The following is a 22,772-nucleotide window of genomic DNA, read 5'->3' on the forward strand; positions in this document are numbered from 1 at the left end:
TTTAATCTATTTATCCATTGGTGTTCAATAGCTAACTCCAAAAACTGTACCCAATTGCAATACCTCCAACAATAAGGCAATAGATAGCAAAATAACTAAGCTTACTATTTTTTACCAATCGTATCATCCAGGTACATGCCAGGAGGCCGGCAAAGAATGCCGCAATAAAACCTGCGCCTAAGGCCACAGTTTGTTCGCCCTGGAGATTTAGCTCTCCACTGAAAATATCTTTACCAATTTTACCTATAATGAGGGGTACAACCATTAGAAAGGAAAATCTTGCTGCTCTGGTTTTGTCGACCCCTAATATAACAGAAGTGGAAATTGTAGCTCCACTCCTTGAAATTCCGGGAAGCATAGCCATAGCCTGCGAAATCCCTATGATTAGAGCCCTTCCGTTAGATACTGTTTTGTCTGTATCCTTGGCCTTGTCTGCAAAATAGAGCAACATGGCAGTAACGATGAGCATAAAACCAACAAACCTGATATTGCCACCGAAAAAGGATTCGAGTTGTTCTTCGTAAAATAGACCAACCAGGGCAGCAGGTATCATTGATACTATAATTTGAAGGGAAAATCTGGTTTCTTTATTCCATTTGAATTGAAACAGCCCATGAAAAATTTCCCATACGTCCTTTCTAAAGACTACAATGGTGCTCAGTGCCGTAGCGAAATGAAGTACAACAGTAAATATTAGGCTATCTTCTGGGATAGAATTATCGCCTAATATCGCCTTTCCCAGTTCCAAATGACCACTGGAAGAAACCGGAAGAAATTCCGTTAACCCCTGAATTATACCCAACAGGATGGCATCTAATACTTCCAATTATTTTTTCTTCTTATGAGGATTCAATAATATGGCATATATCTCTATTCCAAGGCCAATTAAAACCAAAGTCGGAGCAAGACGTATTCTTCGAAAACTGTAGATATCCGGATTAAATATATTGGGATCATCACTACCTCCTCCACTCATAAGTATAAAGCCCAGAGCCATACAGCCCAACCCGATAAACATCCACATATAATTTCTTTTCTGAAATATGAATTCAGATTTTGGTTGCTGGTTGTGCGACTGTTTTTGTTTTTTACTCATGTTGCAAATTTAATGAAGCTAATTTACTTTAAAGGGATTCATTATGAAATGTCATCAATAATAGAGATCATCAGTTCTGAGATTTAAAAACCGCTGTGTTGCAAAATAGGTGCTCACCAGAGATATAACTACCCCTAAAACAAATACCCCGGCAAATAACAAGCTTAAAACCACCACATCCTGAAACAGAGCCAATTCAGGAAAATTTTCATTGATGTAGTATAACACAACCCCCAGCGCTATCATTGCTAAAACGGCTCCCAGCATACCTAATTTGATGTTTGTCCAGATAAATGGTCTCCTGATAAATCTTTTGGTGGCGCCTACCATTTGCATGGTTTTGATAATAAAACGTTTAGAATATATAGAAAGGCGAATAGAGCTATTGATCAGCAGCACAGCAATTAAAGTAAATACAGCACTCGCCGCCAGGATCCAGAAACTAATTTTTTTCACATTCTCAGTGAGCAAAGCAATTAGCGGCTTGTCATAACTCACTTCGTCTACATAGCCTTTTGCGGCTATGTCAGCTGCAATTTTCTCTATCTGATCTGTAGATACAAAATCGGCTTTTAACTGAACGTCTATAGAATTTTTAAGTGGGTTGTATCCCAGGAATTCCAGAAAATTTTCACCAATTTCTTCACTGTGCTGCTCCGCTGCATCTTCTTTAGAGACGTAGGTGGCAGATTTAGTGTAGTCTGCCATTGCAAGGCTGTTTTGAAGCTGCTCTATCTCTACCTCTTTGGCATTGTCTTTTAGAAATACGGAAATGGTAATCTGCTCTTTAAAATGATCTGCTAATTTTTTGGTATTCAATACCAACAGGCCTAAAATGCCAAGTAGAAAAAGAACCAATCCAATACTCAATACTACTGAGAAGTAAGAGGATATCAATTTTCGTTTTTGATAGCGTTCAAAAGATTTGCTCATGGCTGCATAAGAATACGTAAAAATAGGAAAGTAAATCGAAATTTTTCATTTAAATGTAAACGGAAAAATTTATCTTTTTAAAGAGAAATGACCCTGGAATCTTGCGCTATCTACTTTGATAAGATACCAATAATCTGAAGATGGAAGTGCGTTATTGTTCATGGTGCCGTCCCATGATAGCGGTTTATTGACAGCACTTTTTATGAGATTTCCATACCGATCAAAAATATGCGTTTCATAGGTTGAAAAAACATCAACTCCTTCAGGATTAAAAGTGTCATTGATTGCATCTCCATTTGGTGTAAAAAATTTGGGAATTACCAGATGTATGTAGTTAACGGCAACAGCGTCACATGCATTTGCCGATCTTGCCCTTATCGTGTACCGACCTCCATTAATATTATTAAAAACATTACTTCTCTGATAAGCCCCTCCGTTAATGGCATACTCAAAGTCACCCGAATTAATGGCTGTAATAGTTAGGGTATAATCTTCTGAGATGATCCGATCAATTACTGGGATATCTATCTGATTAAGGCTAATCGTTTTGGTAGTGCTACACCCAAATTCGTTGCTGACTATTACCGTATAGATTCCCGGTGAATTCACCTCAATTTCTGCACTGGTCTGACCTGTATTCCAGGAATAAGACATATTTTCAATTCCTGCGCTCAGGAGTTGTGAAGTTCCCTCACAAAAAGTTAACTCCTCATCTGTTACAATAGGGGCGTCATAAAAGTTGATAGTTATTGCTGTCCGACTTAAGGAATAACAAGCTACATCTGCGGAACTTGCCTCCGCATAGTAGGTGCCGGCTGCCGTAGGCGCAAAAGAATTGCTGTTCTCCAGGAGTAGATTGCCGTCAATTGGGCTATCGTACCAGTTTACTATTACTCCGGCAGGAACAGCAACCTGAATAGTTTCATCGTTGTTAGGGCAAAGGGTAACATTAGACAAGTTCACAACGGGAGCTTCCGGGATGGGGATAATAATGATGTCAAATATCTGGGATAAAGAATTACAAAGCGGGTTGGAAACGTTAATGGTATCTTCAGCAACTTTTACCCTGTAGTACATTGTTGAAATCAGCGCCGGAGGCACATAGGACTGCCCTGTTTCCCCAATGATATCTGTCCAGTTTTCCCGGTCCGTACTTTGCTGCCATTGGTAGGCATGTGTTTGGTAGATAGAAAAATCTGGATAAGCAGTAAGCGCTGTAACTACCGGAATTTCATCTTCACAAATAAGGATGCCCGTAGCATTCTCCGTATTGGTAATCGAGATGAGATCCCCGCAGGTCCTGAAAACTATGTCATCGATAGCCAGATCGTTTCCACATCCGCCATTTCCGTTATTTATCATTTTGAGAATGACAGAAGTTTGCCCGGGTTGGGTTTGAAACACCAGGCCGTATTGTTCCCAGATAGGCGAGTTTTTTCCCTGAATATTACCTGTGTTTCCCGTGGCCAAAAGAATTGTATCTGTTGAATCCCAAATCTGGAATTTTACATTAACAGGAATTCCATTGCCCTGACATCCAGATTGAGGAAGTAAGTTTATTAGCCAGGAAGAAAATTCATATGAGGTATTTTCGCATAGGCCGGAAACCTCCCTTCTAAAAAACTCTCCGGCTGTAAAACTCGCGTTAACGATAAACGACTTTCCATTTACATCTCCGGGGGTATGGTCTGGAGTATCAAACCAATCAAAATAAGAAGTAGTACTCGAAATGGTATAACTACCATCATTTGGTGTGCCATTGGAGTAGGTATAAGTTGTGGAACCCGGAGCTAAGGCAGGCCCATTTGATGTGCCGGCACCAAAGGTTTCCATAAATATCGGATCCCCGCTATTTCCATTGCAAAATCCGAGTTGAGCCTGAGATTCAATTAACGATAATCCAAAGATGAAAAGTACTGTGAAGTTTTGCTTGTACCAGGTCGAGTTCACCTGATAAAGATATGTTTTTGAAGGCAGATTGCTACTCTTTTTAGACCAAACGTCATTCGTTTAAGATTTACTGTAAAAAATACCCAAAAAATGCTTGCATTTATTTTTCAACCAATGTTTGGTTGCCAACTTCCTTTGAATAACAATGATGATAAGCCACCAATTAATTTATGCTTGTTTCAAGTATTAAACTTATTTTTGTGGCTTCTTGGAAGTTGGGGTTATTTCCAGCTATTTAGGGCCTTTCAAAATTGTAGTATGAGTTACAAATTCAGGGAAATAGAAGCCAAATGGCAGAAATATTGGTCTGAGAACCAAACGTTCAAAGCAGAAAATACTTCTGATAAGGAAAAGTTTTACGTCTTAGATATGTTTCCGTATCCTTCCGGAGCAGGACTTCATGTAGGACACCCCCTGGGATATATCGCAAGCGATATATATGCCAGGTACAAAAGGCATAAAGGATTCAATGTGCTGCATCCACAGGGTTACGATAGTTTTGGATTGCCGGCAGAACAATATGCCATTCAAACCGGACAACACCCTGCCATTACCACAGAAGAAAATATTAAAACGTACCGCAGGCAGTTAGACCAGCTTGGTTTTTCTTTCGATTGGTCGCGCGAGGTACGCACCAGTGATCCTGAATATTATAAATGGACCCAATGGATATTTATTAAATTGTTCAATTCATGGTACAATCAGGATGCAAATAAGGCAGAACCTGTTTCTGATCTGATCTCACAATTTGAGAAAGAAGGCAATACTAAAGTCAATGCCGTTTGCGATGATGATACCCCTGAATTCAGTGCCAGGGAATGGAAAGGTTTTACTGAGAATGAAAAGCAACAACACTTACTAAAATACAGGCTGACGTATTTGGCCGATACTGAGGTTAATTGGTGTCCGGCTCTTGGGACGGTGCTGGCCAATGATGAAATTATAAACGGCGTTTCTGAAAGAGGAGGGCATCCGGTGGTTAGAAAGAAGATGACCCAATGGAGCATGAGAATTACCGCCTATGCACAGCGGCTACTGGACGGTTTGCAAACCATTGATTGGCCGCAGCCCTTAATTGATGCTCAGACCAATTGGATAGGGAGATCTGTAGGGGCCGAAGTTGCATTTAAGATTAAGGAGACAGAGCTCGAAATACCTGTTTTTACCACTCGCCCGGATACTATCTTTGGTGCGAGCTTTATGACACTTGCACCAGAACACGAATTGGTGCCAATAATCACCAGTGCAGATCAGAAAGAAGAAGTTAAGGCCTATATTGCTGCAACCGCAAAACGTTCGGAGAGAGACAGATTGGCCGATGTAAATAAGATTAGTGGTGCTTTTACCGGGGCATATGCGGAACATCCCTTTACCAAAGTACAGCTTCCAATATGGATTGGAGATTATGTGCTGGCTGGCTACGGTACAGGAGCAGTGATGTCTGTTCCCTGCGGGGATCAGCGCGACTATGATTTTGCAAAACATTTTGATATCCCCATTCCAAATATTTTTGAAGGAATAGACATCTCAGAAGAGGCTTTTGCAGATAAGGAAAAGACCATTATTACGAATTCTGATTTCCTCAATGGTTTATCTTATAAGGAAGCTACCAGGAAAGCAATAGCAGAATTGGAATCTCTGGGGCAAGGAAAAGGAAAGGTGAATTACAGATTAAGAGATGCTGTATTTAGTCGCCAGCGCTATTGGGGAGAGCCCTTTCCGGTATATTACAAAGATGGGATGCCTCAAATGATAAATGAAGCAGATCTGCCTTTGGTGCTCCCGGAGGTAGAAAAGTATCTGCCTACAGAAACTGGTGATCCACCACTCGGTAACGCCACTCAATGGGCCTGGGATAGTGAGCAATCGGCAGTGGTCAGTAATCAGTTAATAGATCACAAACGCATATTTCCGCTGGAGTTAAATACTATGCCCGGTTGGGCAGGGAGTTCGCAGTATTTTAATCGTTATATGGACCCACATAACGATAGTGAAATCTTCTCAGAAAAGGCCATTAATTATTGGCAGCAGGTAGACCTTTATATCGGTGGGATAGAACATGCAACAGGCCATTTATTATACTCCAGGTTTTGGCAGAAGTTTATGTTCGATCTGGGAATGGTGCCTTATGATGAGTATGCAAAGAAGCTTATAAACCAGGGGATGATTTTAGGCACAAGTGCCATAGTTTACAGGGTAAAAGGAGAAAATACTTATGTATCAAAAGGGTTGATTGCCGATTATGAAGTAGATGAATTACATGTAGATGTAGGGCTGGTAAATTCATCGGATGAACTGGATTTAACCGGCCTAAAGAATTGGCAACCACAGTATGAGGAGGCGGAATTTGTTCTGGAGAAGGACAAATACATAGTTGGACGAGAAATAGATAAGATGTCCAAATCCAAATATAATGTGGTGAATCCGGATGCCATATGTGAAGAATATGGGGCAGATTCCCTTCGGATGTACGAGATGTTTCTTGGACCTTTAGAGCAAGCTAAGCCCTGGAATACTGCCGGAATTACAGGAGTCCATTCTTTCTTAAAGAAACTTTGGAGATTGTATCACGGGGGCGAGAATGGCCAGTTTATTGTATCTGAGGAGCAGCCTACGAAAGCCGCTTATAAACAGTTGCATAAGACAATTAAGAAGGTTGAAGAGGATATTGAGACCTTTTCCTTCAACACTTCAGTAGCTACTTTTATGATCTGTGTGAATGAGTTAACTGCTCTTAAATGCAAAGCAAGGGATATCCTGGAACCTTTAGCTATCATTATATCTCCTTATGCTCCTCATATTGCAGAGGAGTTATGGGCCTTGCTAGGACACAAAGAAGCGATCGCTACAGCGCCCTTTCCAAAATTCGAAGCAGAATATTTGGTGGAAGACAGCAAGGAATACCCAATTTCCTTTAATGGGAAGATGAGATTTACAATGGAGTTGCCCTTAGATCTTAGCAAAGAAGATATCGAGGCAGCTGTCATGGCTAATGATAAAACTCAGCAACAATTACAAGGGCGTACGCCTAAAAAAGTTATTGTGGTTCCGGGCAAAATTGTGAATATAGTAGGCTAATAGCTGAAAGGGTTACAAAGAATTACCAACCTATGATAGATATAGAAGTTTTAGGGCTCATCGCTGCGACCCTTACAACCACGGCCTTTGTTCCCCAGGTATATAAAGCATGGAAAGATAAATCTACCAGAGATATTTCCCTTGTTATGTATCTTGTTCTATGTATTGGTCTTGTACTCTGGATGATTTACGGTGTTCTAATTCAAAGCCTTCCCGTTATCCTTGCAAATGCCATAACCTTTCTTTTAGTAGGCGCCATGGTGGTTTTGAAAATCAGACATAAATAGGGTTTTAGACATTTTGTCACCTTACCATTTTGGCGGGATATTTGCATTATAAGTTGTAATTTTAATTACACTTAACACTAAAAATATGATTGGATTTGGATATTATATATTAATTGGCGCAATAGCATTGGTAAGCTGGCTGGTAAGCAATAAGCTTAAAAGCAAGTTTAAACAGTACTCCAAAGTACATTTGCAAAATGGTTTGAGTGGTGCTGAGGTTGCTGAGAAAATGTTGGCAGATCATGGAATACGAGATGTAAAAGTAGTTTCTGCTGCAGGGATGCTTACAGACCATTATAACCCAAAAAATAAAACAGTAAATCTGAGTGAAGGCGTATACAACCAAAGGAATGCTGCAGCCGCTGCGGTAGCTGCACATGAATGCGGACACGCTGTGCAGCATGCGCAAGCCTATGAATGGCTGACCATGCGTTCTCGTCTGGTTCCCATAGTCAGTGTCACCTCAGGGATGTCTATGTGGGTGGTATTTGGTGGCTTGATGTTAGGGGCTGCTGCCGGAGTGGGATTTGGTTTTTGGATCGCCGTTGCTGGTCTGATAATGATGGGATTTGCAACGCTCTTCAGCTTTATAACATTGCCTGTTGAATACGATGCCAGTAAGAGGGCCCTGGTCTGGTTGAAACAAAAAAATATGGTTACTCAACAGGAATATAAAGGTTCTGAAGATGCATTAAAATGGGCGGCAAGAACATATCTGGTAGCCGCCATAGGATCTTTGGCCACCTTGTTCTATTTTGCGCTACAGGTTTTTGGAGGTAGAGATTAAAAATTTCTTTTAACTATAGAATGAAAATCCCCGGTTTGTTGAACCGGGGTTTTTCTAAATATTACCTTCAGAGTGGTATCAGATGCTGATCTGCCGGTCTATCTGTTGGTCTAGTGAGATAAAGGTTTCAGTTCTGGACACCCCCTCGATTTGCTGAATGTTTTTATTGAGAACATGCATCAGATGTTCGTTATCCTTGCAAAGTACTTTAATAAGGATAGACCAGTTTCCTGTGGTATAATGACATTCGAGCACCTCGGGAATGGTCTCCAAAGCCTTTACCGCCTTAGGATTGCTCATAGCTTTATCCAGGAATATTCCAATATAGGCCATTGTGGTATATCCTAATATTTTTGGATTAATGACAAATTTTGAACCGGAAATTAATCCTGACTTTTCGAGCTTTCGAAGTCGTTGATGAATGGCCGCACCGGAAATTCCAATGTTCCTTGCAATCTCCAGAATTGGTTTTCTGGCATCTGCCATCAAGAACCTTAAGATCTTTTTGTCGATCCCATCTATATTAATGGTATTGTTAGAAGATTTCATATTCTACTTTCAATTAGAATACAAATATATAGATTTCATTACAAATTCTAACCAGCAACGGAGTCTGGATTATAACCTAAATAGGGTACTTTAAACTCTTTAAAACCAACCCCGAGTTTTTTCAATTCTGCCAATATAGGATCGTAAACCTCTTTCTTAGTTGGGATTTGAACTCCTGGAGTTGTAATTTTTTTGTTTAGAATAAGAAGGGTGGCAATAGCTACAGGTAGCCCCACAGTTTTTGCCATTGCTGTGTATGTTCTGTTTTCTCCCAGAACTACCATATTGGCATCTAATTGTTCCTTTTTGCCATTAACTTCGTAACCAAATTTATGATACATTACAATCATATCCTTTTCATCTTCTGCCAGGGTCCAGCTGTCTTCTAATATTTTTTGAAGCATCTGTGCGGGAGTAGCGTTTTTTAGCTGAATGGTTTTATTGGGGTCAAAAAGGTTCAATTCAACCAATTTGAGCCACATGATATCGTCCTGATCAATTTTAAGATAGTGCCTTAATTTAAGTTCCACAGAATCTGTTGGAGAATAGGGCAGAAACAGATTTACATACTCCCGGTAAGACATACCTTCCGAATTCTCGATACTATAGCTGTCGTCTGTCATTCCGAGTTGCACAAACATGTTCCATGCTTTGGAAAAACCAATCCTTCTCATTGTTCCTCTATAAAGGGTAAGGGCTTCATTAAGGCCATATGCCTCCCTGTAATTGAGTGAATCCCTGTTGGCATAACCTTCAAAAGTTCCATAGCCCTCAATTTCCATAAATTCTGTTCTTCTGAACAGTTTGTGGTACGGAATATATTTGTAGCTGCCTTCCTGTATAAATTTAGCAGCTCCCCCCTGGCCTGCTAGTACCACATTTCTTGGGTTCCATGTAAATTTGTAGTTCCAGAGATTGTTGTCGCTTTCCGGGGCAACTAACCCTCCTGTAAAGGTTTCAAAAAGCAACATTTTACCTCCTTTAGCTCTAATGTTGTCAATGGCCTGCATAGCACTCATATGATCTATTCCCGGATCCAGACCAATTTCATTCATAAAAACGAGTCCTTTTTCTTTTGCCTTTTTATCCAATTCCTTTATTTCCTTACTTACATAAGATGCCGTTATCAGATGTTTACCATAATTAAGACAATCTTCAGCAACCTGGAAATGAAACCTGGCAGGAAGCATGGACACTACAACATCGGATGCTTCAATTTCTTTCCTTCTGGCCGTTTCATCAAAAATGTCAAGTTGCTTCACCGTGCATGCCGGGTGTGATGATATTTCAGAGGAAATTTCCTCGGGATGCAGATCACCTATGGTCAGATGTAAATTTTCAGTACCCGATTTCTCAAGGAGATAATCCATTAAATACGCAGTTGATTTACCTGCACCAACAACAAGAATTTTTCGTGCCATTTTTAAAATTATCTTTAAAATAAATAACGCTGGCTAAGGTATCAAATTGTTACATTTGCAAAAAAATTACGGCTTTAAGTTATGAACAAAACAATTCTTGGAATTGGAATTTTCTTTGGGGTTTCGGCTATTCTTCTGGGGGCATTTGGAGCACACGGACTTGAGAAATTTATAAGTGAAGGTGAAATAGCGACTTATGAAACCGGAGTTATGTATCAAATGTATCACGCCTTATTTCTTTTAATAGTAGCGTGCATAGACAAGGTTAAAACCAAGGACAAAAAAGCCATACTTATTCTGATAATCCTGGGTGTTGTTTGCTTTTCCTTTTCACTCTATTTCCTCGCTACAAATAGTCTTACAACCTTCGATTTTAAAAGTATAGCTTTTATTACCCCTATTGGTGGAGTATTGCTTATTTCAGGATGGTTGGTGTTGGCTTATCGTTTATTTAAACAGTTCAACTAAACTTAAGGCAAAATATACCTTAATGGATTTTAAATTTTCTAATTTTACGGTAACAAATAACCAACTATTATGACGCCATCCAGCCCGGGTACGAAAACGATTTCGCTAGAGGAATATGGAATTGTAAGTGAAAGGATCAACTATCAATTATCGCCGGCTCAATTGCATGAGATAACCATTAGTAAAGAAATGGGGAAAACGGCTTCTTCAGGAGCTTTAGCGATCAATACCGGGGAGTTTACCGGGAGATCACCAATGGATAGGTTTATTGTAAAAGACCATATTACTTCGGAAAAAGTATGGTGGGGAGATATCAATATTCCGTTTGAACAAAAGCAATTTGATCTCCTCTATGATAAGGTTATTGATTATGTGAATGATAAAGAGTTATTTGTCAGAGATTGTTTTGCCTGTGCAGATGAACATTATAGGATGGGTATCAGGGTGATCAATGAATATCCCTGGTCTAATATGTTTGCATATAATATGTTCATAAGACCCTCAGAGGAAGAGTTAAAAGATTTTGATCCTGAATGGACAGTGATCAATGCCCCGGGGTTTATGGCAAATGCGGAAATTGATGGTACACGACAGCACAATTTTGCTATCCTGAACTTTGGTAAAAAAATAGCTCTTATCGGAGGTACGGGATATACGGGGGAAATAAAGAAAGGAATTTTTTCGGCACTGAATTTTATTTTACCTGTTTATAAAAATACCCTGCCTATGCATTGCTCCGCCAATGTTGGGGAGGAAGGAGATACCGCTATATTCTTTGGGTTGTCCGGTACAGGCAAGACCACCCTTTCTACTGATCCCTTAAGGAAGTTAATTGGAGATGATGAGCACGGGTGGACAAATGAGAATACCGTGTTCAACTTTGAAGGAGGCTGCTATGCGAAAGTGATAAATCTTTCAAAAGAGAAGGAACCTGAGATTTATAACGCAATTAAGGAAGGCGCTATCCTGGAAAATGTAATCATGGATGATCAGGGGGTGGTAGATTATGAGGATATCTCTATTACCCAGAATACGAGGGTAAGTTACCCATTATACCATATCGAAAATATTCAGCAACCTTCAATAGGCAAGAATCCCAAAAATATATTCTTCCTTACTGCCGATGCCTTTGGGGTATTACCTCCAATTTCCAAACTGACCCCTAGTCAGGCCGCTTACCACTTTATTTCGGGGTATACGGCAAAGGTGGCAGGGACGGAGGCCGGTGTTGTAGAACCAGTTCCTTCTTTTTCCGCTTGTTTTGGTGCTCCTTTTATGCCTTTGCACCCTACAGTATATGCGGAAATGTTGAGCGAGAAAATGATTGCCTCAGGAGTTAATGTTTGGTTGGTGAATACCGGATGGACCGGGGGGCCGTATGGTGTTGGAACCAGAATGAAGCTGAAGTATACCCGAGCAATGATCCATGCGGCACTTAGTGGCGAATTGGGATTATACAGTTATGATACTTACCATATTCATTCTGTTTTTGGAGTGGCACAACCAAGAGAATGTCCCGGGGTACCTACATCAGTGCTGAGTCCAAGGGCAACCTGGAACGATGACGAAGCATACTATACAACCGCCTTTAAGTTATCTAATGCCTTCCGGGAGAATTTCAAAAAGTTCGAATCCTATGCCAGCGAAGAAATCAGAAGGGGAGGGCCTCAGCGTTATGCCTTTTAGGAAATAAAGCAGTTTAGTGGCCTACTTCTTATTTACACTGGTGATGTACTTCTGCAATGCCATGGTCATAGATGGCGTCTCCGGTGTTGGGGCCTTAATGTCTATTCGAAGTCCGGCAGATGTAGCTGCATTGATAGTAGAGTCTCCAAAAACAGCAATGCGGGTGTTGTTTTGCTCAAAATCCGGAAAGTTCTTTAAGAGCGATTCTATTCCGGAAGGGCTAAAAAATACCAATACATCATAGTATACATTTCTTAGGTCCGAAAGGTCGCTTATCACAGTTTTATAAAAAATACCCCTGGTCCATTCTATCCCAATCTGGTTAAGTGTATCTGGCACCTGAGCCTTTAATGCATCAGATGACGGCAGGAGAAATGTTTCGTCTTTGTATTTTTTAAAAAGGGGTAATAAATCTTTAAAATTTCGCTTTCCGACATATATTTTACGCTTCCTGTATACTACATATTTTTGCAAGTAGTAAGCCACTGCCTCAGACTGACAGAAATACTTCATGCTATCAGGAACTTTAAACCTCATTTCTTCAGCAATCCTAAAAAAATGATCCACTGAATTACGGCTGGTAAGGATTATAGCACTGTAATTATTGAGGTCTATCTTCTGCTGGCGTACATTTTTGGCATCAACGCCTTCCACATGTATAAAAGGTCTGAAATCTACCTTGACCTTCTCTTTTTCGATGAGTCTTAAATATGGAGAATTTTCCATTTTAGGTTCTGGTTGTGAAACCAAAATCGTCTTTACCTTCATAAACCTCGGTCTTTATAGATAGTTCACAATAATCACAAAGGGTGCAATTTCGAGAGCGCAAAGGTACAAAATAAAATAGAAAAAGTGGCTAGTGATGTATTTTTGATGATTTTTTATAATCATGAACCAACCTACTGCATTTATTAAAACAATTAAGAAGATACTTGTGAAAACTACGGTTTTAGAACCTATAAAAACATAAGTAAGAATAACATTGGCAAGAAATACGATAAAAGCACTGTAATTAAAATATGAGAGTTTTTTAAAAATAAACTCCGTAATAATTTTACCATTGTTAAAGACAAAACCATTTCCCAATTGTAATAGAATTTTAATAAGCAGAAAAAGTATCAGAAATACCAGAATGATAGGATACACATATGAATAAGCAATGTTTTCAGCATTTAGGAGAATCTCTCTGGCCAGGTATATAAATAGCGAATAATTAAGGAGTTGAAAAATGGTAAAAAAAACATGAAACCAATTCAGTAACTTGTCTTTCTTATTATACATAAATATGTATTTATTATTAAAGGGAAGGATAATAAAGTTTAGAAATCTCCCATAAAAAAGACTTTTGGCGATAACAACAAAAAGCACACTGGAAAAAAGAATCAGTGTGATCCAATCGACAGTATGTATGGTTTTTGCTATCGGCTCCATCAAGGAAGTTTTATATTATCGCTATTAATACCCCAATACAACTGGTTTTCAGAAATACTTATTTTGAAATACACAGGGGCGTCAACCTCCCTGGGCGGTAACTCAAAAACAAAGGCTGTTGTTCCCTGAGACTTAAGTACAGTCGTATTTGGTTTTAATGGACTCATTTTTGCAGGAACAACCTCTATAACTTGTTTGTGCTTATTTAGATAGGCCACAGCAAATCTGATTTTCTCTAATTCGATATTTGCCATATAAGGATTTGACACTTCCATGGTATACAATCCATTCTGGTTCTCTTCAGGAAGCGCTATGACATGACATCGCAGTTTCCTGAATGATTCAAAATCATCAATAAAATTGCCGTAAAAGGTAACACCTTTTGCATTGGAATAGGAAATATCGCCTTCCTTGGTATATTTCGAAACATATACCACTTTTTTCTGCTGTACATTAAATTCCGAGCTGTCTATAGAATACTGATTTTGCCTGTACTTTATGTTGTTCAAAGATAAGGAGGTGTTTCCCGAATAAAATGCATACATAGGCGCTTTTCTATAGGAGTTTTCGAAGACTACCGGAGTATCACCAACCTCACTTTCTAATGCCGCAACCCATTTTTTATTGCCATGGGTTTCATAAACTATCGGGAATAAAGGTTTGTAAATAAGTCCTACTCTGAGTACAAAAAAGATGGCGATATTCACCAGACCCATTCGAAATATCCATTTTCTGATTCCTGGCCGATCTAGCATTTGATTGTAGACCAGAACAACCATGGGTATACAAATAACTATTAGCCACTGGGTCTGTATACGTCTGTTAAAACTAGAGATAAAGAAGAAAATTAATACGCCATATACGAGGAAAATTAATGCTTTGGTAAAAGCATCCGTCATTTTTGTCTTATAGAGTGCTTTATACACCCAGGGAAAGGTCAGACCGAAGAGGGCGACTAGATTGATGAAGTAACCAAGAGTAAAATCTTCAAAATGGTAAGCCCTGTTTGGCCTTTCAAATAAATGGTACTTAATGGAAACAAAATCGTGTTCATAGAGCCAAATAAAGTGCGGAGTATAACATACTAAAGCTATAAATACAGCTAACCAGGCGTATTTATTAGACAGCAATTTTAAATTGGAACTAAGGATAAAAATAATGACAAGCGCAGCATGGTATTTGCTATACATCAAAGCAGCCATGGTAATTCCCAGAGCAATACTGATTAATAAGGACGGCCTCTCCAGGAACTTTTTATAAAAGAACAGCAACAGGGCGGTAAAAAATAGTAAGGGGGTGTCTGGCAGCATAAGAAAACCATAGACATTTAATAAGGTCATGGAGAAAACGAGGATAAAAAAATGCGGAACAAAATCTGTTTTCTTAGGATGATCAATTAGACGCCACAGCAATAAAATTGCTCCGACGGCAAGTAAACTGCTCATAAAACGCACACCAAGTTCGCCTTCAAAGAAAATACTACTTATCTCAATAAGAAAAGCAACCATAGGAGGATGGTCAAAGTAACCCCAGGATAAATTCTGAGCATAATACCAATAATATGCTTCATCAAATATCAGTTCGGTAAAGTATCCTTGAGCCAGATTGATAATAAAAATGATCCCGAGAAGAAAAAGAAAAATCCTGGGTAGCTTGTGTTTCATTCGAGTGTTGATTCGGTTCAAAATTACAAATAATAGGTGTTATGCAAATCTTTAAAGAAACGATAAAATTCCTGTGGTATTTCCCATCTGATATTTAAAGTAGTATTTTTGTCAAAATTCCTGCAGCCCTATGGCAGATTGTTTGGTTATTATTCCCACATACAACGAGATAGAGAATATAGAGGCCATTATACGGGCGGTCTTTGAATTGGAAAAAGGCTATCATGTTCTTATTGTAGATGACAATTCACCCGATGGTACAGCGGCGGCAGTTACTAAATTGCAGAATGAATTTCCAAAAGAGCTTTTTTTGGAGGTCCGAAAAGAAAAATCGGGCTTGGGAACAGCTTATATTCATGGCTTCAAGTGGGCCATAGCCCGTAAATATGATTTTATTTTTGAAATGGATGCCGACTTTTCACATCGGCCTTCTGACCTGATGAGGCTGCACCGAGCATGCCTGAATGGGGCAGATGTTGCTGTCGGATCCAGATACAAAAAAGGGGTTAATGTTGTAAACTGGCCGTTATATAGGGTCTTGTTGTCTTACGGGGCCTCTTTCTATGTTAAGATAATTACCGGAATGAAGGTGCACGACCCTACAGCCGGATTTGTATGTTATCGGAGAAAGGTATTGGAAACTATAAATCTGGATGCCGTTAAATTCATTGGTTATGCCTTTCAAATTGAAATGAAGTTCCGGGCATATCTCAGAAAATTCAAGATCGAGGAAGTTTCAATTATTTTTACCGATAGAGAAAAGGGTAAATCTAAAATGAGCACTTCAATTATTTGGGAGGCCATTTTTGGTGTGATTAGCATGAAATTCAGGAGCCTTTTTAAAATTAACGGTTTTTAGTATGGGCACTACTCTTGTAAAAAATGCACGCATTGTCAATGAAGGAATTCAGCAGGAATGCGATATCCTTATAAAGGACAAATTAATTCATAAGATTGAACGCGATATCAGTGAAAAGGAGGCCCGTATAATAGACCTTGAGGGGAAAGTACTTATGCCGGGTATCATAGATGATCAGGTGCATTTCAGGGAACCTGGGTTAACACATAAAGCGGATATTGCTACGGAAAGTAAGGCTGCCATTGCAGGGGGAATCACCAGTTTCATGGAACAACCCAATACCCAACCGCAAACTACAACAATAGAAAAACTGGAAGAAAAGTTCTCTATAGCTCAGAAAACTTCCTACGCCAATTATTCATTTCTTTTTGGGGGAACAAATGATAACCTTGAAGAATTGAAGAAGTTGGATAAAAAAGCATGTTCCGGGGTAAAATTATTTTTAGGGTCCTCCACAGGAAACATGTTAGTGGATGATGAGGAGGTTCTTGAAAAAATCTTCCGCAATACTGAATTGGTAATATCTGTTCACTGCGAAGATGAATTTACCATCAGAGAAAATCTGGCCATTTATATGGATAAATACGGGAATGACATTCCGGTAGAATACCATCCTTTGATTCGTAGTGAAGAAGCCTGTTACCTGTCTTCTTCAAAAGCAATTGCCCTTGCCAAGAAAACCGGGGCACGGCTTCATGTATTCCATGTGTCTACTGGTAAAGAAACAGAACTATTCCGGAACGACATTCCATTAAGTCAAAAGAAGATAACCTCGGAGGTATGCATACATCATTTGTGGTTTTCAGATCAGGACTACAAGAGTAAAGGGACCCTGATAAAGTGGAACCCTGCAGTGAAAAAGGCTTCAGACAGGGAGCAACTTTGGAAGGCGCTTTTAGATGACAGAATAGATGTTGTTGCCACCGATCATGCACCTCACCTGCTGTCGGAAAAAAATAATGTCTATACCGATGCCCCTTCCGGTGGCCCTTTGGTTCAACATGCTCTTCCGGCCATGCTGGAGAATTATCACAGCGGTAGAATTTCCTTAGAGCAGATAGTTGAGAAGATGTGCCACAACCCGGCCATCTTGTTTGACATTGAACGACGAGGATTTATCAGAGAAGGATTTTTTGCCGATATGGTAGCAATAAATACCAACGCGCCCTGGCAGGTTGATCAGGGTAATATATTGTACAAATGCAAATGGTCTCCTTTTGAAGGACAACAGTTTAAGTCGGCGATTACCCATACCTTTGTAAATGGTCATCTGGCCTATGAAAACGGAACATTTTCTGAGCTGAAATGCGCAGAAAGGCTAACCTTTATCCGGTAGATATGCTAAAGAAATACAGCATCATTTTGTTTCTTATCCTGATTTCTTGTGGTGAAAAGGTAATTGAAGAACCGGAAAACCTGATCCCAAAGGAAAAAATGATAGATATGTTATACGATCTTTCCCTGATCAATGCGGCAAAAGGAACCAATCCCCGGATACTTGAAGAAAATAAGGTGGAGCCAACAGAATTTCTGTTCGCAAAGCATGGGGTAGACAGCATTCAATTTGTAAAAAGTGATATGTATTATGCTTCAATACCAGTAGAATACCAGAGCATATACGAATCTGTGGCCGCCAGATTAGAAAAAGATAAAAAGGACATGGAGGAAGAACGGAAGCGAAAAAATGACAGTACAAGCCAACTTTCACGAAAGAATATTGATGGGAAATTAGAAAATACCCCTAAATAAATTTTTCAGGGTAAGCTTCCTTAAATCTATTGCAACTAAAATATATTGCTTCGGCCATTAATTGGAACTCGAAATTCAATGTTTCCGTTACTTTTTTATTACTATAAATTTCGGGATGCCTGAGAGAATAAACATTTTTTCTGGTGAGTTTTCTTCGCTTACCAGTTAATTTACATCTGAGCCAGTCTAACCGCGAAAAAAGGTTCAATTGCCAGAATTTTAATTGGATTTTTGGAGTGGGTTTCCCAAATTCCCTGGCGATATTAGAGAGCACTTCTTTGTACCTTAAATTTTTATCAATCACAATAAAACGTTGGCCACTAATATCTGAATCCATCAGTTGCACCATTATATGCACTACATCATTGACAGTGACAAAGCCTGTCCCGCCAGGAGGATAAAACCTTGACCCTTTTGCGGCGATTCGAAAAAAAGATCCACTACCCTTTTGCCAAAAGCCCGGACCTAAAATTACACCCGGATTTACAATTACAACCGGGACACCTTCCTGAGAAGCACGCCAAACTTCCATTTCAGCCATATGTTTGGTAATAGCATATACATTCACTTTACCGTCGTTCCATTCATTATCCTCTGTGGCAATTGCACCTTCCAGGCTCCGACCGATAGCTGCAATGGAACTTACATAACACAGCTTTTCAATTTTCCTAGCAATACAAAGGTTGACAATATTCACAGTGCCCTCTTCATTAACTTTCTGAAGACGGTTAAAATCTGCCGGATCAAAAGAGATATAAGCCGCACAATGGTAAACTTTCGTAATCCCTTTGAACGCCGCTTCCAAAGATGGGATGTCATTAATGTCTGCCTCTACCCAATCTATCTTGTTGAAGTACTCATTGGGCTTTTTACTGTAAAATGAAAATATTTCTTCTACTTTATCCAGCCTGCTATCAGCCCTGTATATGGCCCGGACACTTAAGCCCTTTCTGAGCAAATGAAATAAAAGGTGTGTTCCAACCAATCCTGTACCACCGGTAACCAAAATCATGAATCAAATTTACTCATTTACCGGGGATATATTTATTTTCTTCCTGACTGCTGCTTGCTATTTATTTTATATTTGCAACATCTACAGAAAATCAATTTGATATGGCAGTAAATTTTGTGGCGGAATTAAAATGGAGGGGAATGTTGCACGATGTAATGCCCGGTACGGAGGAACATTTATTAAAAGGAATGCAATCTGCCTATGTAGGGATAGACCCTACGGCGAATTCACTTCATATAGGACATTTAGTTGGTGTTATGATGCTGCGACATTTTCAACTGGCAGGGCATAAGCCATTTGCTTTGGTGGGAGGTGCTACCGGTATGATTGGTGATCCGTCTGGTAAATCATCGGAACGAAATTTATTGGATGAAACTACATTGCGTTTAAACCAGGAGGCGTTGAAAGAACAACTATCGCGTTTTTTGGATTTCGAAAGTGATGCGGATAATGCCGCTGAACTGGTCAATAATTATGATTGGATGAAAGATTTTAGCTTTCTGGATTTTATCCGGGATGTGGGCAAGCATATTACTGTAAACTACATGATGGCTAAAGATTCTGTCAAGAAAAGATTATCCTCCGATGCTGCTGAGGGGATGTCTTTTACGGAGTTTACCTACCAACTTGTTCAGGGATATGATTTTCTATACCTCTACCAGCACCATAATTGTACGCTGCAAATGGGTGGAAGCGACCAATGGGGAAATATTACCACAGGCACAGAACTGATCAGGAGAATAGGAAAAGGTAAAGGCTTTGCGCTGACCTGTCCTTTAATTACAAAGGCAGATGGCAGCAAATTTGGTAAATCAGAAGAAGGCAATGTGTGGTTAGATGCGCATAGGACATCACCATATAAATTCTATCAATACTGGCTTAATACTTCTGACGAGGATGCAGAGAAATACATCAAGATTTTCACTTTCTTATCAAAGGAGGCTATAGAGCATCTGGTTAGAGAGCATCGGGAAGTGCCACATCAGCGCAACTTACAGAAAAAGCTGGCAGAGGAAATTACTGTGATGGTACATTCTAAAGAGGCTTTGGAAAACGCTCTTATGGCAAGTGCTATACTCTTTGGAAAAACTACTTCTGAGCAGTTAAAAAAGCTAGATGAGGCCACTTTTTTAGAAGTTTTTGACGGAGTTCCTCAGGCAGAAATTTCAAGAAATGAAGTAGAAGAAGGATTAGACATGATTGGAGCGCTCTCAGCAAAAACTCAGTTTCTTGCATCTAACGGAGAAGCCAGGAGAGAATTGAAGCAGAATTCGATATCTGTGAATAAAGAGAAGGTGAATGAGCAGTTTGTAATAAAGACATCCGATCTGATAAATGAAAAGTATGTACTTCTGCAAAGGGGTAAGAAAAATTACTATGTACTGGTAGTTAATTAAGATCAATAATATCGCTATGAAGCAATAAGATGTGATGAAAGTTTATAAACCGAAAACCGTTAATGAACTCGAATTATTTTATGGTGATCTTCTTTTTAAAATAGAGGATTATAAAAGCATTAGCGACCATCTTGGCGAACTTTCGACCAAAATGTGGGAAGGGGTACAGGCAAAGAACGAAGCCGTACTAAAAGAAATCAGCAATTATCATTGGAAACATTTAGGAAAGCCTGCAACTTTACTCCTTGCTGCTAATCTGACCGAGGAGGACTGCAGACAGAGTATTGCTAATGAATATGGTTTTCGCCGTTGGACAGAGGTCGCCCATATCGCTTCTCCCTACAATAGTGTTTTTGAGGCCTTAGTTAATGCAATGCTAGAAGGAAATTTCGATACTGTGAAGCGCCTGATATCTGAGAACGGCAATATAGTAAATTGTAAATCACCTTATGGCCATAAGGCCACCTTACTGCATTATGCTGTAAGTAATGGTGTAGAATTGTGGAGGCAAAAAGTTCCATTAAACTTACCTGAAATAGTTGCCTACCTTATAGAACAAGGCGCAAATAGAAAGGCAAAGATGAAGGTTTATGGCGGGGAGTATATGGCTGCTGAACTCTTGCCTTCCAGTGCCCATCCGGTAGATGCTGGGATATCTAAAGAATTGCGAAAACAATTCGAATCCTGAACCTGCTCGTCTTAGAATTGAAGACACTTTAAAAAAATGACATTATGAGTGATTTGGAGATTGCCAAAAAAGTATCCTTAAAACCAATAGCAGAAATAGCTGAGAAGCTTGGGATCGATAGGGATGAAATAGAAATGTATGGCAATTACAAAGCTAAATTACCTCTGAATAAAATAGATAAGACAAAAGGAGACAGTAATAATCTTATCCTGGTTTCGGCCATATCCCCAACACCTGCTGGGGAAGGTAAGACCACAATATCAATAGGACTTACTGAAGGATTAAATCAATTGGGCATAAAAACAAGTGTTGTGCTCCGCGAACCTTCTTTAGGGCCAGTATTTGGAATAAAAGGCGGTGCTACAGGAGGCGGGTATTCTCAGGTACTTCCTATGGAGGATATAAACCTTCATTTTACAGGAGATTTTGCCGCCATCGAAAAAGCACATAATTTATTAGCAGCCCTGATAGACAATAATATCCAGAGTAAGCGCAACAGTCTTGGGCTTGATGCGCGAACAATTTCATGGAAACGGGTATTGGACATGAACGACAGGGCCCTAAGGCGTATTGTTGTTGGTCTTGGAGGAACTACCTCAGGGGTACCCAGAGAAACAGGTTTTGATATCACGGCAGCCTCGGAGATTATGGCAATTCTGTGTTTAGCCGATGATATTCAGGACCTTAAAAAAAGATTGGGTAATATTTTTATTGGATATACAATAGACAAAAAACCAATCTATGCCCGGGACCTTAAAGCGCAAGGTGCTATGACTGCCCTTCTTAAAGACGCTATAAAACCTAATCTGGTGCAGACCATTGAGGGAAACCCGGCCTTTATACATGGCGGGCCGTTTGCAAATATTGCTCAGGGAACTAATTCTGTTATAGCAACAAGAATGGGGATGTCTTTTTCAGACTATACGGTTACCGAAGCCGGTTTTGGCTTTGATCTTGGAGCGGAGAAATTCTTTGATATAAAATGTCAGAGTGCTGGCTTATCTCCAAAAGCCGTGGTATTAACCACAACAATAAGGGCGCTTAAGTATCATGGTGGGGCTGCTTTGGATACACTTACTACTCCAGACCTGGAAGCTTTGGCCAAAGGCCTTCCCAATCTTGAAAAACACATTGAAAACATCAGACTTTTTAACATACCCTCGGTTATTGCCATCAATAAATTTGAATCTGACACGGATGAGGAAATTAAATTGGTAAAAGAAGCGGCTAAGAAGTTAGGGGTAAGAGTGGCCTTAGCCGAGGTCTGGGCCAAAGGTGGTGCAGGTGCTTTGGAATTGGCAAAAAAAGTGGTAGATGCAGTTGAAGCCAGTAATGGGGTATTTACTCCCTTGTACCGCTGGGATATGAGCATCCGGGAGAAAATTGAATTAATCGCAACAAAAATTTATGGAGCGGAGTTTGTAGATTATACTGCACGGGCAAAACGCGATTTAAAAAAGATCAGGGATCTGAAATTAGAGCACCTGCCTGTTTGTATCGCCAAAACCCAGAAATCCTTATCGGATAATCCTGCTTTATTAGGCAGGCCTAAAGATTTTATAATTACTGTCCGGGAAATTGAGATCGCTTCGGGAGCAGGTTTTTTGGTTCCCATTACAGGGGATATCATGAGAATGCCAGGATTGCCTGCGCACCCGGCCTCTGAGAATATTGATATTGACGAGGAGGGGAATATCAGCGGGCTTTTTTAACTAAA

21 protein-coding genes are annotated in these 22,772 nt (G+C 39.7%); 11 read left to right on the forward strand and 10 right to left on the reverse strand.

The features are described 5' to 3' along the window. Positions 1-31 precede the first annotated feature (31 nt). The 4 genes from J1G40_RS02055 to J1G40_RS02070 all read right to left on the reverse strand — a co-directional run bounded on the left by J1G40_RS02055 (position 32) and on the right by J1G40_RS02070 (position 3,979). Positions 32-826, reverse strand: coding sequence for an undecaprenyl-diphosphate phosphatase (locus tag J1G40_RS02055; protein ID WP_265240612.1), 795 nt, complete (start codon positions 824-826; stop codon positions 32-34). After that, positions 827-1,096 (reverse strand): DUF3098 domain-containing protein, encoded by a 270-nt coding sequence (locus J1G40_RS02060; protein ID WP_265240613.1) that lies wholly within the window; start codon positions 1,094-1,096, stop codon positions 827-829. Positions 1,097-1,150: 54 nt separating this feature from the next. After that, entirely contained in the window at positions 1,151-2,029 is an 879-nt protein-coding gene (locus J1G40_RS02065) for a cell division protein FtsX (protein ID WP_265240614.1), read from the reverse strand. Between the two features lie 69 nt (positions 2,030-2,098). Further along, on the reverse strand, positions 2,099-3,979 hold the full coding sequence (locus J1G40_RS02070; RefSeq protein WP_265240615.1) for a T9SS type B sorting domain-containing protein: 1,881 nt from the start codon (positions 3,977-3,979) through the stop codon (positions 2,099-2,101). Between the two features lie 258 nt (positions 3,980-4,237). Here J1G40_RS02070 and leuS point away from each other — a divergent pair, with 258 nt between their 5' ends. The 3 genes from leuS (at position 4,238) to J1G40_RS02085 (ending at position 8,131) form a co-directional block, all read left to right on the forward strand. After that, on the forward strand, positions 4,238-7,057 hold the full coding sequence (gene leuS, locus J1G40_RS02075) for a leucine--tRNA ligase (protein WP_265240616.1): 2,820 nt from the start codon (positions 4,238-4,240) through the stop codon (positions 7,055-7,057). Positions 7,058-7,089: 32 nt separating this feature from the next. Next, positions 7,090-7,344, forward strand: coding sequence for a SemiSWEET transporter (locus J1G40_RS02080; protein ID WP_265240617.1), 255 nt, complete (start codon positions 7,090-7,092; stop codon positions 7,342-7,344). 85 nt (positions 7,345-7,429) lie between these two features. Next, entirely contained in the window at positions 7,430-8,131 is a 702-nt protein-coding gene (locus J1G40_RS02085; protein WP_265240618.1) for a zinc metallopeptidase, read from the forward strand. Between the two features lie 78 nt (positions 8,132-8,209). Here J1G40_RS02085 and J1G40_RS02090 read toward each other — a convergent pair whose 3' ends face one another. Together J1G40_RS02090 and J1G40_RS02095 are read right to left on the reverse strand one after the other, a co-directional pair. Next, positions 8,210-8,680: an Lrp/AsnC ligand binding domain-containing protein gene (locus J1G40_RS02090; protein ID WP_265240619.1), complete on the reverse strand. Its 471-nt coding sequence runs from the start codon at positions 8,678-8,680 to the stop codon at positions 8,210-8,212. A 47-nt stretch (positions 8,681-8,727) separates the two neighbouring features. Beyond that, the gene (locus J1G40_RS02095) at positions 8,728-10,101 is read right to left on the reverse strand and encodes a saccharopine dehydrogenase family protein (RefSeq protein ID WP_265240620.1); all 1,374 of its coding nucleotides are present in this window, start codon (positions 10,099-10,101) and stop codon (positions 8,728-8,730) included. A gap of 81 nt (positions 10,102-10,182) precedes the next feature. Between J1G40_RS02095 and J1G40_RS02100 the strand changes: the two genes are divergently transcribed. Continuing rightward, positions 10,183-10,569 carry a DUF423 domain-containing protein gene (locus J1G40_RS02100; RefSeq protein ID WP_265240621.1) on the forward strand — a complete coding sequence of 129 codons (387 nt, stop codon included), beginning with the start codon at positions 10,183-10,185 and terminating at the stop codon, positions 10,567-10,569. Between the two features lie 69 nt (positions 10,570-10,638). Continuing rightward, on the forward strand, positions 10,639-12,255 hold the full coding sequence (gene pckA / locus J1G40_RS02105; protein WP_265240622.1) for a phosphoenolpyruvate carboxykinase (ATP): 1,617 nt from the start codon (positions 10,639-10,641) through the stop codon (positions 12,253-12,255). 21 nt (positions 12,256-12,276) lie between these two features. Here the strand turns inward: pckA and J1G40_RS02110 are convergent, their stop codons facing one another. From J1G40_RS02110 to J1G40_RS02120, 3 genes are read right to left on the reverse strand one after another with little or no spacing between them, the layout of a single operon-like run. Further along, on the reverse strand, positions 12,277-13,023 hold the full coding sequence (locus J1G40_RS02110) for a uroporphyrinogen-III synthase (RefSeq protein ID WP_265240623.1): 747 nt from the start codon (positions 13,021-13,023) through the stop codon (positions 12,277-12,279). Between the two features lie 12 nt (positions 13,024-13,035). After that, positions 13,036-13,686, reverse strand: coding sequence for a DUF4271 domain-containing protein (locus J1G40_RS02115; RefSeq protein WP_265240624.1), 651 nt, complete (start codon positions 13,684-13,686; stop codon positions 13,036-13,038). Then, positions 13,686-15,350 carry an ArnT family glycosyltransferase gene (locus J1G40_RS02120; protein ID WP_265240625.1) on the reverse strand — a complete coding sequence of 555 codons (1,665 nt, stop codon included), beginning with the start codon at positions 15,348-15,350 and terminating at the stop codon, positions 13,686-13,688. Before J1G40_RS02120 ends, J1G40_RS02115 begins: the two co-directional genes overlap by 1 nt. A 130-nt stretch (positions 15,351-15,480) precedes the next feature. On the opposite strand from J1G40_RS02120, the gene J1G40_RS02125 reads away from it, so the two are divergent. From J1G40_RS02125 to J1G40_RS02135, 3 genes are read left to right on the forward strand one after another with little or no spacing between them, the layout of a single operon-like run. Further along, complete coding sequence (locus tag J1G40_RS02125; protein ID WP_265240626.1) at positions 15,481-16,209, forward strand: polyprenol monophosphomannose synthase; 729 nt, start codon at positions 15,481-15,483, stop codon at positions 16,207-16,209. A 1-nt stretch (position 16,210) separates the two neighbouring features. Next, positions 16,211-17,545: a dihydroorotase gene (locus tag J1G40_RS02130; RefSeq protein ID WP_265240627.1), complete on the forward strand. Its 1,335-nt coding sequence runs from the start codon at positions 16,211-16,213 to the stop codon at positions 17,543-17,545. Further along, entirely contained in the window at positions 17,515-17,958 is a 444-nt protein-coding gene (locus tag J1G40_RS02135) for a DUF4296 domain-containing protein (protein WP_265240628.1), read from the forward strand. Before J1G40_RS02130 ends, J1G40_RS02135 begins: the two co-directional genes overlap by 31 nt. Here the strand turns inward: J1G40_RS02135 and J1G40_RS02140 are convergent. Next, entirely contained in the window at positions 17,951-18,970 is a 1,020-nt protein-coding gene (locus J1G40_RS02140; protein WP_265240629.1) for an NAD-dependent epimerase/dehydratase family protein, read from the reverse strand. The two genes, J1G40_RS02135 and J1G40_RS02140, sit on opposite strands and share 8 nt — an antisense overlap. Before the next feature lie 101 nt (positions 18,971-19,071). Here J1G40_RS02140 and tyrS point away from each other — a divergent pair, with 101 nt between their 5' ends. From tyrS to J1G40_RS02155, 3 genes are read left to right on the forward strand one after another with little or no spacing between them, the layout of a single operon-like run. Then, complete coding sequence (gene tyrS, locus J1G40_RS02145) at positions 19,072-20,367, forward strand: tyrosine--tRNA ligase (protein ID WP_265240630.1); 1,296 nt, start codon at positions 19,072-19,074, stop codon at positions 20,365-20,367. 34 nt (positions 20,368-20,401) lie between these two features. Then, a complete protein-coding gene (locus tag J1G40_RS02150) occupies positions 20,402-21,055 on the forward strand; it encodes an ankyrin repeat domain-containing protein (protein ID WP_265240631.1) in 654 nt (217 codons plus the stop codon). 44 nt (positions 21,056-21,099) lie between these two features. Beyond that, positions 21,100-22,767, forward strand: a complete 1,668-nt coding sequence (locus J1G40_RS02155; protein ID WP_265240632.1) for a formate--tetrahydrofolate ligase — start codon at positions 21,100-21,102, stop codon at positions 22,765-22,767. Positions 22,768-22,772 lie beyond the last annotated feature (5 nt).

This window comes from Muriicola sp. Z0-33 (assembly GCF_026126425.1).
Taxonomy (GTDB): Bacteria; Bacteroidota; Bacteroidia; order Flavobacteriales; family Flavobacteriaceae; genus JAFMPW01.

Coding starts and splice junctions, on each gene's coding strand:
- tyrS (WP_265240630.1), top strand. CDS start 19,072: ATGGCAGTAAATTTTGTGGCGGAATTAAAATGGAGGGGAATGTTGCAC.
- J1G40_RS02135 (WP_265240628.1), top strand. CDS start 17,515: ATGCGCAGAAAGGCTAACCTTTATCCGGTAGATATGCTAAAGAAATAC.
- J1G40_RS02065 (WP_265240614.1), bottom strand. CDS start 2,029: ATGAGCAAATCTTTTGAACGCTATCAAAAACGAAAATTGATATCCTCT.
- pckA (WP_265240622.1), top strand. CDS start 10,639: ATGACGCCATCCAGCCCGGGTACGAAAACGATTTCGCTAGAGGAATAT.
- J1G40_RS02095 (WP_265240620.1), bottom strand. CDS start 10,101: ATGGCACGAAAAATTCTTGTTGTTGGTGCAGGTAAATCAACTGCGTAT.
- J1G40_RS02140 (WP_265240629.1), bottom strand. CDS start 18,970: ATGATTTTGGTTACCGGTGGTACAGGATTGGTTGGAACACACCTTTTA.
- J1G40_RS02110 (WP_265240623.1), bottom strand. CDS start 13,023: ATGAAGGTAAAGACGATTTTGGTTTCACAACCAGAACCTAAAATGGAA.
- J1G40_RS02150 (WP_265240631.1), top strand. CDS start 20,402: ATGAAAGTTTATAAACCGAAAACCGTTAATGAACTCGAATTATTTTAT.
- J1G40_RS02155 (WP_265240632.1), top strand. CDS start 21,100: ATGAGTGATTTGGAGATTGCCAAAAAAGTATCCTTAAAACCAATAGCA.
- J1G40_RS02080 (WP_265240617.1), top strand. CDS start 7,090: ATGATAGATATAGAAGTTTTAGGGCTCATCGCTGCGACCCTTACAACC.
- J1G40_RS02085 (WP_265240618.1), top strand. CDS start 7,430: ATGATTGGATTTGGATATTATATATTAATTGGCGCAATAGCATTGGTA.
- J1G40_RS02130 (WP_265240627.1), top strand. CDS start 16,211: ATGGGCACTACTCTTGTAAAAAATGCACGCATTGTCAATGAAGGAATT.
- J1G40_RS02100 (WP_265240621.1), top strand. CDS start 10,183: ATGAACAAAACAATTCTTGGAATTGGAATTTTCTTTGGGGTTTCGGCT.
- leuS (WP_265240616.1), top strand. CDS start 4,238: ATGAGTTACAAATTCAGGGAAATAGAAGCCAAATGGCAGAAATATTGG.
- J1G40_RS02115 (WP_265240624.1), bottom strand. CDS start 13,686: ATGGAGCCGATAGCAAAAACCATACATACTGTCGATTGGATCACACTG.
- J1G40_RS02120 (WP_265240625.1), bottom strand. CDS start 15,350: ATGAAACACAAGCTACCCAGGATTTTTCTTTTTCTTCTCGGGATCATT.
- J1G40_RS02060 (WP_265240613.1), bottom strand. CDS start 1,096: ATGAGTAAAAAACAAAAACAGTCGCACAACCAGCAACCAAAATCTGAA.
- J1G40_RS02090 (WP_265240619.1), bottom strand. CDS start 8,680: ATGAAATCTTCTAACAATACCATTAATATAGATGGGATCGACAAAAAG.
- J1G40_RS02125 (WP_265240626.1), top strand. CDS start 15,481: ATGGCAGATTGTTTGGTTATTATTCCCACATACAACGAGATAGAGAAT.